This window comes from Bacillus sp. FJAT-28004, assembly GCF_001280845.1.
GTDB lineage: Bacteria > Bacillota > Bacilli > Paenibacillales > Paenibacillaceae > Pristimantibacillus.
Genome location: NZ_LGHP01000003.1, coordinates 142,915 through 155,262, shown reverse-complemented (window position 1 = coordinate 155,262; position 12,348 = coordinate 142,915). Strand labels below are relative to the sequence as shown.

The 12,348-nt window shown below is 46.7% G+C and carries 6 protein-coding genes; 2 read left to right on the top strand and 4 right to left on the bottom strand.

The window, feature by feature from the left end; all coding sequences use genetic code 11:
- Positions 1-35: 35 nt before the first annotated feature.
- Positions 36-1,934, bottom strand: coding sequence for a B12-binding domain-containing radical SAM protein (locus tag AC787_RS28500; protein WP_054028636.1), 1,899 nt, complete (start codon positions 1,932-1,934; stop codon positions 36-38).
- Positions 1,935-2,091: 157 nt separating this feature from the next.
- Positions 2,092-3,642, bottom strand: a complete 1,551-nt coding sequence (locus tag AC787_RS28495) for a stalk domain-containing protein (RefSeq protein ID WP_161807579.1) — start codon at positions 3,640-3,642, stop codon at positions 2,092-2,094.
- 190 nt (positions 3,643-3,832) lie between these two features.
- On the opposite strand from AC787_RS28495, the gene AC787_RS28490 reads away from it, so the two are divergent.
- Positions 3,833-4,759 (top strand): RluA family pseudouridine synthase, encoded by a 927-nt coding sequence (locus AC787_RS28490; protein WP_082361231.1) that lies wholly within the window; start codon positions 3,833-3,835, stop codon positions 4,757-4,759.
- An 88-nt stretch (positions 4,760-4,847) separates the two neighbouring features.
- Positions 4,848-5,183, top strand: coding sequence for a DUF1904 family protein (locus AC787_RS28485; RefSeq protein ID WP_054028347.1), 336 nt, complete (start codon positions 4,848-4,850; stop codon positions 5,181-5,183).
- A gap of 156 nt (positions 5,184-5,339) precedes the next feature.
- Here the strand turns inward: AC787_RS28485 and AC787_RS28480 are convergent, their stop codons facing one another.
- On the bottom strand, positions 5,340-10,577 hold the full coding sequence (locus tag AC787_RS28480; protein ID WP_054028346.1) for an S-layer homology domain-containing protein: 5,238 nt from the start codon (positions 10,575-10,577) through the stop codon (positions 5,340-5,342).
- A gap of 5 nt (positions 10,578-10,582) precedes the next feature.
- Entirely contained in the window at positions 10,583-12,256 is a 1,674-nt protein-coding gene (locus AC787_RS28475; protein ID WP_054028345.1) for a DUF4091 domain-containing protein, read from the bottom strand.
- Positions 12,257-12,348: the final 92 nt, after the last annotated feature.

Genomic DNA, 12,348 nt, shown 5'->3' with positions numbered 1-12,348 from the left:
TTGCTTGATGGGTTTGGAGGTTCTTTTTATTTCTGTCAAAACGATTTAATCATCGCTTCTTGCCCTGCTTCAATTTTCAATGTGAATGGACGCGGCTTCGGCTTGCTGCTGCCTGCCTCAAGTGCATACAAAACAACGAGCAGCGTATGGTGATCGCGAACAACCTCTCCGGTTGCAAGGAAGGTTGCAAGATCAAAAGGCAACTTCTCGATAACCGCATGCTTGTGAAGCTCTTTCTCGCCGAATCCTAATGCTGCGAATTCAGCAGATACATCTTCTGGGCGATCCGCTAAGTGACGCATCCAGCCGCTCCATAACGACTTGTCCATCGTAAACTCCCACCAAATTTTGCGCGGCTTATAATTGTGATTAAGGAAATAATCGTATTTCATAAGCCCCAACACCACATCATTATCAAGACGTTCGCCAGCTATGGCGAGTATCTCTTCTGCCGAAGCGGATGTTCTCTTCGTATCCTCCTGCAGCGCTAGCACGAGTTCGCTATTCTTCTCTGCCGAGATAGGCAGCGATCCAAGAAACGCCCATAGCCGTGAGAACAGATCCTCCAGCTGATGGCCGATCTTTTGCCAGCCGCTTCGTTCCCAGAAATCGCCGAATGCTTGGAAGAAGTCGAATGGCGATGGAAACACGCGATCAACCAAATAAAGCAGCGTATGATCCATCCGGTGCGCATTCCAATATTTCTCCAAAACATCCTCTACCCGTTTAATGCGAACGATATCGCCAAATGGCATCAGGTCATTGCCTAACATTTCATAAGGCGACCTGTCCATATAAATATAGCCCCACTTATCTGCTTCACGGCGGAGACCCGTACCGCGCAGCATTTTCAGAAAACCTAACTGCAGCTCTTCGGGACGCAGCTCGAATACATCATTAAAGGTTCCTCGGAACGTATCATAATTCTCCAGCGGAAGTCCGGCAATCAAATCGAGATGCTGATCGATTTTTTGCGAATTTTTCACTTTCATAACGGTACGTACAAGCTTCATCCAGTTTTGGCGACGCTGAACCGCTTCATTCGTTGGATCATTCGTAGACTGAACGCCAATTTCAAAACGGAATATGCCTGGAGGCGCATTTTCAGCTAGGTAATCAAGCACCTCAGGACGCATGATGTCTGCTGTTATTTCAAATTGGAAAACACAGCCCTGATGGTTTTGAATCAAGAATTCAAAAATTTCCAGCGCGTAATCCCGTTTAATATTGAAGGTGCGATCGACGAATTTAATAAGCTTGGCGCCTTTTTCGATCAAATACAAAATATCCGCCTTCGTCCGCTCCATATCATAATAACGAACGCCGACCTCAATGCTGGATAAGCAAAACTGGCAGCTGAACGGACAGCCCCTGCTTGTCTCAAAATAAACAACACGGCTTCCCAAATGAGGAATATCCTCCTCAAATCGATGCGGGGAAGGCAGCTCATTCAGATTCAGTTTTGGACGCGGCGGATTAATAAGCACCTCGACGCGATCCTCGCGCTGCTTCCGATAGGTGATTCCGAATACCATATGGTATTTGCCGTCACCTTCAATCTCGGTAAGCAAATGATGGAAGGTCTCTTCGCCCTCGCCCACCACGATAAAATCAACCTCTTGCACACGTTCCATCCAATAGTCCATATCATAGCTGACTTCTGGACCGCCTAAAATTATTTTAATTTCAGGCATGATTTTGCGCAGCATATTAATAACCGTGATCGTTTCCTCGATGTTCCAAATATAGCAGGAGAACCCTACTACATCAGGCTTTCTCGAAAAAATATCCGACACGATGTTCATCACTGGATCTTTGATGGTGTACTCTGCAATTTCAATATCGAATTGATCGCCGCTAAAAGCCTTCAAACAGCGCAGCGCCAGTGATGTGTGTATAAACTTGGCATTTAATGTGGACAGTACCACTTTCATAAGTAATAACCTCTCTAACTTAAGCATTTGCTTATAAAGCACGATTACGAAAGCCTTCAGCGCTAATAGCAAGTTGCCTTCTATTGTACAGAAAAAAAACAAAAAAAAGAAGAGGCATCCCTTGCCGCTTATCGCGACAGTAGATGCCTCTGTTTATTTACACTCTTACTTTAATATAGAGTTCATTTTTCAGCTGCATATTGATAATGGGATAGCGAACCCGCCATTTGTCGCCGCCAAGCGGTGTGACTTCACCCGAAGCAAAGTCGCGCGGCTCGAAACCGTAATCGCGCTCGAAGGAAATGAGCACCTGAATTTTCTCATCCGGCAGCATCATATGGAACTCATTCCCTAGGTTAATTGCCCAAAGCCTGAGCTCCTGAGACATCGACGGTCCATACAGCATGTAAAACCTTGGATCAATATCCGCTGTCAACACGATCCAGCCTGCGGAATCGCGTTTTGCTTCCCACTTCGTAAATGCGGCCTCGCCTTCCGTAGTGGATACAGAAGAGAATTGGTCCTTCAGCAGCTTCTCAATATCAGCCAGCGGAGCGCCTACAAGCGTTTCCGGCAAACTTGAAGGTAAAAACTTGGCGTTCTTTACTTTATCCTCTGTCACTTCACTATTAAGACTAGCCCCATGAATAATCGAGACAGCAAAATTCAAATCAGCGTTCGTCCCCGAGTAACCAAGTGTGGTGATACCAATAAGATCACCGAACTCATTAAACAATGCCCCTCCTGAACTGCCGTGATCTATAGGAGCACTTGTCTGAATATACCGGATACCGTCTTCATAAGTGATATTGCTAATCAGACCGTCAGAAACTGTATTTTGCAGTCCAAGCGGACTTCCAATCGCAACAACCTTACCGCCTTTATACGAGTTTAACCCGTAACCTAGGACGATCGGCGGAATGTCTATTGATTTTTCTGTTTTGACGATGGCTAGATCCGCATCCTTATCATAGTTGACTACACCTGTTATTTTCAGCTCGTCACCATAAACGTCAAGCATGGTGGCGGAGGCTGCATCAGCTATAACATGATAATTGGTAAGAATCAGGTTATCCCCAATGACAACACCGCTGCCTTGAGCACGATTCGTCATAATGAGGACAACGCTCTCATCATATTTATCTACGATTTCTTTGCCAGTAAGTTTAGGAAGATTTTTCTGCTGCTCAAGCCATTCATTGTATTCCGATTGCTCGGCTGCCTCTTGCGATGTTATCCGAACTGCGTTAGCGGCTTTATCCCATTTCACCTTTGCGTTAAGAGCTTCCGAAATAAAACGAACCGGTACAAATGTAACACCTTTTCGAACGACAGCAGGAGAATCGAGTTTGACTGTCTTTCCGTTAATGACCGCTTGCTTCATGCCTACTTTAAGAGAAATAGAACGATTGCCTTTACGTCCAATAATCGTTTCTGTCTTGCCTTCCCAAGTTACGGTAGCTCCCAGTGCTGTAAAAATATCGCGCATCGGAACAAATGTGACGCCTTTCTCGGCATAAGCGCCGGCTGAAAGTGACAGCTTCTTGCCATCTACAATCACCTGCAGTTGTTGCGTCGATACGGCAACTGTCTTGCTCGCAGCGCTAGCTGCCGATACAGAATCTACGCTTAGTGCTTGCAATGGGGCAAGCAATAACCCGGCTACGAGCAAAGGACTAAGCATAGTCTTTATAAGTTTTGTTTTCACGCGATCATTTCCTCCAAACTTTTCCTTTTTCACCATTTGGTAAATCTATCATTTATCCTACCACTCCTCTTAACTCTTTGTCTATTAGATCAAAATTCATAGAGAGAGAATAGACAGCTAAACAGAAGATTAGAACTGAAGCCCATACTCATGGTATAGTAGGAGCATTGAATCTAGGAGGTTTTTTGGCATGCACAGGGGAAAAAAGCGCGGAGCTCCTCAATCACAAGCAGATAAGAGCAAGTCCTATCCGGTTATCGAACCGATGGAACTGCTTCCCTTTCTCATAAAAAATATTTCTGGTGCTGGACGCAATGTGGTGAAATCCATATTAGCAAATGGACAAGTATCTGTAGGCGGAAAATCAACGACTGCTTATAACTATCCGCTGCAGCCTGGTCAAACCGTTACGGTTGGCAAAGAACGGCCGCAAGATAAAATACCGCTGGAAGGGCTCACGATCATGTTTGAGGATGAGCACATTATCGTTATCAAGAAGGAATCAGGACTGCTGTCCATTTCATCTGATGCCGCTCCAGAAAATGAAGTGACCGCCTATCGCCAATTAATGGCGCATGTACGGGTCGAAAATACGAAAAACCGGATTTACGTTGTGCATCGGCTAGATCGCGATACGTCCGGTGTCATGATGTTCGCAAAGAGTGAAGCTGTTCAGCAGCAGTTGCAAAACAGCTGGCAGGACTCGGTTCAAGAACGAAGCTATATCGCGCTCGTCGAAGGGACCGTCAAGAAGGAGCAGGGAACAGTCAGCTCATGGCTGAAGGAAAGCAAAACGCTCAAAATGTACTCAAGCTCCTACCCGAACGACGGTCTGCACGCAGTTACCCATTATAAGGTGCTTCGTGCCAATAAAAACTTCTCCCTGCTCGAAGTGAATCTCGAGACAGGTCGAAAAAACCAAATTCGCGTTCATATGGAGGACATCGGTCATCCCGTTGTTGGCGACAAAAAATATGGCGCTCGCACACGAATCATTGGCCGCCTTGGATTGCATGCTCGCGTATTATCCTTCACGCATCCGATTACCGGCAAGCTGGTAAAGTTTGAAACTGAAATTCCTAAGCTGTTTCTTAAGCCGTTTCATGTGACGGAGTAAGCGGCAGCATACAAAAAAGCATCGTCCGCCTTATGAGAGGAGGGCGATGCTTCTATTTTACAGCTGACAAACCAGGAGGTTGATCACTATGCCACATCTATTATTCCGCGGAGTGCCAGCCGAGAAGCTGCAATCCGTCACCGCTCCGCTTGCGGACGAGCTCGCCGCCCTGTGCGAATGCGGCACCGACAATTTCACGATGGTTTGCCTGCATACGACAAACGTCTTCGGCAGTCAATCGGCTGAATCTGACTTCGCCTTCATCGAGGTAGGCTGGTTCGAGCGAGGACAGCAGGTTCGGAACCGCTTCGCTCAAGCTGTTACCAATTATGTCCGTCAGCTGGGCATATCCGAAATCGAAATCGTGTTTCATGCGTATCGCGAGGACAGCTACTATATTAATGGCGAGCCTGTAGACGGATAAAGGAATGCTACATTAAGTTACTGACACATGTTCGAATGGAGCACGCGCATTGCTGTTTCGGGCAAAGCTTGCAAAGAAGGTCTACGACGTCGCAAGCATCTTCAATACGAATTGAACCGCCAAGGAAATTTCCCTGGCGGTTTTTGAGCTTGCTTGTCAGCCTATCTTATTCAACAAATTGTATATGACTTGTGCAGCTTCCGCGCGTGTAGCCGTTCCTTTGGGAGCGAATTTGTTCTCACTGCGTCCATTGATGATACCTAGCTCTACAGACGCATTAACATATTTTACAGCCCATGATGAAACTTGGTTCATATCATCGAACTTGGAGCCAGTGTAATCGTCTAGCTTCTTGCTTGTCATCACTTCGTAGGCTTTAATCAACATTGTGACCATTTCTTCACGGGTAATCCTACCGTTTGGATCGAACATCGAATCACTCTTGCCGTTAACGATGCCCGCTTTCACAGCAATGGAGATCGCATCTTTGTACCATGCATTGTCCGCTACGTCAGCAAATTTGATTTCGCCAGGTGTTGCGAGCTTTAACGCCCCTATAATCAGAGCGGTAAATTCAGCCCGGGTTATCGAGCGGTTAGGCTCGAATGTAGTGGGGCTGGTGCCTTTAATGATCTGCTTCGCCGTCAATGCTTGTATTTTGCCGGAAGCCCAGTGCGCATTTGGAACGTCCTCAAATTGTTTCTCAAACTCCAATACCGCGTAATAACTGAAATGCGAGACTTCAGCGTAGATTTCTCCGTTCTTGTATGTTCCCCCGATATATTTCAACGTACCGTTATCAGCAATATAGTAGATTCCGGCTAAATCCGGATTTATGGACGGGTCCGTTTTCATTCGGACGGTAACCGCGTGTTCGAATTGCGATAGACTCGTTGCTTTACCGCCTTTTGTTACGATTGAAAGACTAAAATCGTATACTTCACCGGAGAGCTTAAGTTTCGCATGGCTAAAAGCCTCTCCTTTGGCAAGAATCCCCTTCGCGGACGATTCGGACAGCGGATTAATCGTCAGCACGATGCTGCTGTCCTTCAGATCATCAACTGACACCAATGCAGTCAACTGTTTAATGATTTTAGGCGATAAAGCCAACGACAATTTATCCGTTTGAATGACTAATTGATTTTGCCCTAGCAATTCAGCCGTATTGGCAGGTAGCACGATTTGCTGCGCATCTCCCGGAACCGATAGGATAACCTTTCCATCTACCACCGGTTTTCTAAGCTCGTCTGGCAGAACGACATGTTTACCAGGCTCTGCGCCGCTTGAATCGCCACCGGCGGTATTGCCCCCAGGGTTATTGTCGATCTTCTTAAACGTGGCATGAATCGTATGGGAGTCGGATATGTTTGTAAACGTGAAACTATTGTCTACCGTTACCTCCAAGCCGTCTACCATCACCTTGTCAATCGCATAACCGTTGTCAGGCGTAATCGAATAAACTTGGTTTGCCCCTTCCAAGACATGAACGGCACCGATCGGAGCAATGACTCCGTTCTCGCCTGCACTTGCTGTAATGGTATGGGTATCCACCGCTTCGATCACGATTGGACCATTAGCTGCGATATTTGAAATTTCGATTTCATTTATTTCATAATAAGAAGGAGAGCTGTAGAACCGGCCGTCGTAAATGACAATCTGCATTTCGGTAATGTCCTCCTGCGCGAGGATCGGCAGCGGTTCATTGTGAAAGCCGCTCCTATTGTCCGTATGGATTCCCTCATATAGAGGCCAAAATACTAAATCGCCGCCCTCTTCCCAGTACCATGTATAATTGTCGGACATGATTTGGATCCACGGGTCTCCCGCAGCTTTCCTCACTTTTATCGCGAGAACCGACGGTTTATGGTCAATTGCCCCGTCAGGGACGACCATAGTTACCGTATTAAAGGTTTGCGGCGTGGCCCATTTCAAATCAATCGTATGGGGAAATTGAAAGTCATTCCAATTACTTCCCTTACCATTGGTAAATACAGTGGAATAATTCCCGTCAATGAGACGAGCAACATCCGTTGAACCTTCCCTTACCTTATCCAAGGCGATAGAAGACACATTCGCCGCAAGATTATTGACCCTCTTGATCGCGATGTTATATTCCTTGAAAGCTCCTTCGCCTCCAATTGCTTTCACCGTCAAGGTTTGCCGGCCCTCGGGAATGGCTGCGGCAGCGATCTGGCCCGGCGCGATAGGAACGCCGTTAATCTCAATCTCCCCATAATGATCTTTCAATGAAGGGGCAATCGCGATTTTATCCGTTTCCATCCCTATTTCAATCGAATAATCACTTACATTTGGATCAAAAGGAAGCTCAATCGGCAAGCCGCTCTTCCAATCCTTTATTTCCAATCCGGACAGCTGGGCTTCCTTCGTTACTTTAATGTCGTCAATCTCACCGTTATCCGGCAAGCTGTAGAGCTCCAGTTCATACACGGCGTACATATTCCAAGACCTGTAGTAAGCATCGTTAATCTGCACTCTCAACTTGAGAACGTCACTGACTGCAGGGATGTTGGCATACGTATGTTCCATCACGCCGTCGTCTTTGTCGCTCTTCCAAATAAGTGGGACTCTCTGTGCTACCGTCTCCCAGCTCTCCCCATCTTTAGAAACCTGGACATCCACTTCATTGATGCCCTGAATAAGACCAGAGGCAGTCGCCATAACAATGGTGTTAAAGGCCTGCGGCTCATCCCATGCCATGATGATCTCGTGCGGGAAAGGATGGGTATCGTTATAGCCCTGCATGCTCGCGAACATAGTGCCGTAGTCGCCATCAGCCAATTTAGCCGGACCGTAGGTAACGCCCTGATCGCCCGAGCGTGCAGCCGATGCCGTGATCTCAGAATAAGCTCTGGCGGCATTGGCGCCAACTTCATTCACATTGCCTTTCAAAAAGTTCAACGTATACAGCTTGGTTGTTACTCCGTCGCTGGCCGTGCTTAATAGATTGATGCTGCTCTTTCCATTTGGAATCGCTGCAGTGGCCACCTTACCGTTGCCAATACTTTTGCCATTGATTGCAATCGTGCCGTCTTTGTCCATTAGCGTCGGAGTCAGAGTAATCGTATTTACATCCTCCGGCAGCATGATTTGGTAATTGGTTATGCTTTTGTTGAATTTAAAATTAGTTGCGTTGGTAATAGCAAGGCTTGCCAGAGAGGCATTGTAAATTTGCTGGCCTTCGTACATTTTCACTCTGAATGCATCAATGCTAAGTTCTTTGTCCTCCAAGTTCACAACCTTAACCGTATGTTGCTCACCTGAAGGCAGATTGTTCACACTGAAAATCGTATAATAATCATGTTGAACCTTCTCATACAGATCAACCGTAACCGGGTCAGACCCGTCAACGGAAATGGCAGCCTTACCGGATAATTGGTTCTTTTCGACGACTACGTCAATACCGGAGCCGATAAAAGTATATTCCGCGTAGGCATTGGCCCCCGATGTCGACTGAGCGGTGCCTAGGTAGGCGAACTGCCGATTCTTTCCGAACCAGCTGCCCGAATATTTAACATCGCTGTCCGTATTGTCTACCAGATGAGTCAGGGGCAGTTCCTGTCCTATGAATGGATTTACAGGCTCCGGTATCTCTCCCATTATTTCACCTGCAGCCGCCATGACCGAATAATCATGAAGCGTTTTGACATAGTTCGGGTCTAGTGTATATTTTTTCGGGTCATCGCGATTAACAACGATATCGGCAAGCTGCTGAGCCAGATCCGGATTCGTTTGCTTGATGATGTGCAGCAGCTCATAATCTTCCAATCCGTCCCTCATAGCTTCATGACGCAGAGAGCTTTTTATCGTCATATTTTTCTTGTCCGGATAGACAATATAGGAGTCGCCGTTCCAAGGTCCCACATACCATGCGTTCCATGCCCAGTGCAGATGGCCAGTGACGTTCTCTTGGCTAATATTCCAGTACAGCAGCCTTCCGGTCAGGGTTGGCTGCGTCCAAAAACGATTCAGCCAAGGCGGCTGATTCACTTCCATCGTGTAAACCCATAGGTCTTTACCGGCAGCTTGCTTCGCTTGATACTGATCTTTCAGTTCATGGAATTTGGTCGTATAAGGAACCATGACATCCAAATAATCAATGGTTCCGTCTCCCAATAGCAGCGCGTTTGGATCCGCATCCATTGTTTTGAATTCCGAGCCAAGACCCGCGTTGATTTCTTTTATTTTCTTGGCGACATACGTCCACCAGTTTTTGTGGACGTCGCTTTGCGGCTCATCGAGAATATGTTGATACCAAGTGAAGCCGTTCTCACCCAGCCAACCTTTATCCTTCAAATGGTCGTACAGGGCGGTCAAGTAATTTTTCAGAAACGCGTCGGTTACCGGAAGCGATTCGGGCAGTGCCGTATTCCACGCCGCCGTAGGTTTTTCTTCATCAGGCATTTTGTTTAAGAAATGGATTAAATGCTGGTTGGCAAAGTGGGTGATGCCATTCTTCATATAGGTTTCAACGTATCTGTCAAACAAAGACCAGTCGATGCCAGCAGGAATTCCGTCAACAAAGTCCGAAAGCTGTGTCCCCGTAGCATTCAAGAAAAGGTCGGTACGGACCCAAACCATGTTCGTCCGATATTTGCTCATGGCTTCTGCGAACTCATTCATCAAATCGAACCATTCGTCGCTGTAAGTTTCTACGCCATAATAATATTTGCCTGCGTCATATGCTTGAGTTCCACTGCCCTCCCATGTCACGCCGTCCCATGTAAAACCGTTCGTCATATTCCAATGATAATTGACAAAATCGGTCTTATCTACTTCGGGAATGCTTACATCGTATACGCTCACACGGATGGGAACCGAATAATCGTCTATTGTCGTTTTTATCGTAATGATCCCCTCATAGATACCGGGTTTCGCATCAGAAGGAACATAATTGGTAATAAAAATAGGCTGCGTTGCATTAGCTGCAACCTCAATAGACGCTTCGTTTGAAAGCGGATCAGGAACTTCTGAGAGCGGATAGAGCTCAAGACCCTCTCTTTCCGGCCAGAATGGGTTCGCTTTGGCCGTTTCCTTGTCCTCGTATTCCACAAAGTGATAGGAAAGATTGCTAGCCGCAATGATGTCATTTCCCGGTGTTTCCAGGTCAGAAAACTGAACTTCGGTGATATCAAAAGCTTGGCTGCTCCTAACGGCAAGTTGCGCACTTTCATATTCGTTTTTGGCCGATACCATACCAATGTTCAACTGAGGGCTTTGGGGCATAGTGCTGGTCCGGTACACGGTTTTTAACGCATTTTCCACCCATACGTCTATCTCGTCGCTTTCAGCATCGGCTGTATTCGCATAGGCGACAGGTACAGCGGACAGCAGTAAGCTGATCACAAGAACAAAGGAAAGCATCTTTATTCGCATTTTTTTCACTCGCTTCCATTCAGAATGTAAAATTCCTTAATAAGCCGGTTGATCTCTAATCTTTTCTCCAGCAACCAGCTGCTGCTGTTTGGATATTGACTAAAGGTCAATGGATGATTGAGGCCCCTCTCCAACAGCTCTATCACGCTTTCCCTTCCAATTAACTCCTCTAGAAGTTCACAGGCTCTCAGGTCTTGAAGCGCTTCATATAAAACTTCGATGCGGATGGACTCGATCGGCCCCTCTTTCCCTGGATAAACAAGGAAAGCATCGCCAGAAGCAAAAGCACCGTCAGCATCGGTTGATTGATATGGGTTTAGTTTATTTATGGAATATTGCGAATACCAAAAGTTATATCCCCAGTGCAAAAATCCTTTTATGTTGAATTTATACAGCTGCATACCGAGGATACGGTTGCGGAATGATGGAAAGGCGAAAAAGCGGTTGGAAACTTCCTTATATTGTACGCAGCAATAATAGGTCCACAAATCCTTCACATCGCGGCTAAGAAACGGTTCCAGGTGATCGCTCGCGCTCACGGGTTGGTTAACCATTCCTTGTTCATAGAACGGATAATCGGATATCGCGTCGATAATGGGCAATTCTCCGATAAACGCTTTGACTAACTCGCTGGCTCCGCGATAGGCTTCCAAATGCTTAAGGCCGGGTTCATCCGAAATATGAAAAAAGCAACGACCGGACAACTCGTTTGTATTAATAAAAGCGACAAGCTCAGGTAAAAATTGCGATAAAAAGATCCGGTACTCTGCTCCGGCGGCATCCGTTTCCCAGCCGAATATTTGCTTATAGGAGCCATCCGCAACAGCCATAATTTTCGGAGCATGCCCAGCCCCCCATTGCGTGAATAAATGGGAAAACTCGATATATCGAATGCCTTTGCGGCTGCAAAGATCGATCCAACGCTGTAAACGTTCGAATCCGAACCGGTAAAACAATCCGTCTTTCGTAACGTCGATGAGTTGAACGGTCGGACGCTCACCGCCTACCGCCGTGTCGAGCGGAGGGGTGAAGAGGGGAGTCAGAATCATATTGATTCCATGCGCTGCAGCATTTTGCAAAAATTCGTCAATAAGCCTCCAATGCTGCTCCCCGAATATTTCAACCTGATAGTAAGTCGATAGACAATCTGCATGAAACCACTCGGTATGAATGAGCTTTTGCTCAGGTAATAGAGCCGGAATAACTTCCAGCAGGAACCTTTCATCGCCAAGCTTCTCGCCGCTCTCTGCCACCAATCGGACTCGAATTTTTTTGAGCCCTGGACCGATTTGCTCATTGACTTCAACCGTAATCCAGAGCGCCCGCCATTGTCCGGGAAAGGCTGAAATACCTTCACTGCTCAGGATCGGATATAACGGATCAGGGAACAATCCGGGCGTCGAACGGAGAATGACGTCGTCGTGATCTTCGTATACCGGCAATTCCGACGGAACCAGGCCTACTTGCCTTATGGAAATGACATCGGACAGCTCCGATTCGATTTGAACGCGGATTCCATTCATCACCCGATCCGATTTGTAGGCCAACTGAAACGCGAACGTTTCGTTCCCTAACGATGAGGCTTCGCGAAAAGCCGACTCCTCAAGCTCAGCATCGGTAAATACTTTAACCAGCGAACTCAAACATCTTGTTTCAAGTCGAATTGCGTTTTCGCTCATGTTAGACCTCCTTACCAGATGTCATATCCTGTTTTGCTTCCCTCGGTTAAAGTACGGATTCTCCCTTCCCTTGCTCCAAGCTGTTAAAGTCA

Excerpts from the sequence above, each read along its gene's own strand:
- AC787_RS28500 (WP_054028636.1), bottom strand. The coding sequence starts at position 1,934 with ATGAAAGTGGTACTGTCCACATTAAATGCCAAGTTTATACACACATCA.
- AC787_RS28490 (WP_082361231.1), top strand. The coding sequence starts at position 3,833 with ATGCACAGGGGAAAAAAGCGCGGAGCTCCTCAATCACAAGCAGATAAG.
- AC787_RS28485 (WP_054028347.1), top strand. The coding sequence starts at position 4,848 with ATGCCACATCTATTATTCCGCGGAGTGCCAGCCGAGAAGCTGCAATCC.
- AC787_RS28480 (WP_054028346.1), bottom strand. The coding sequence starts at position 10,577 with ATGCGAATAAAGATGCTTTCCTTTGTTCTTGTGATCAGCTTACTGCTG.
- AC787_RS28475 (WP_054028345.1), bottom strand. The coding sequence starts at position 12,256 with ATGAGCGAAAACGCAATTCGACTTGAAACAAGATGTTTGAGTTCGCTG.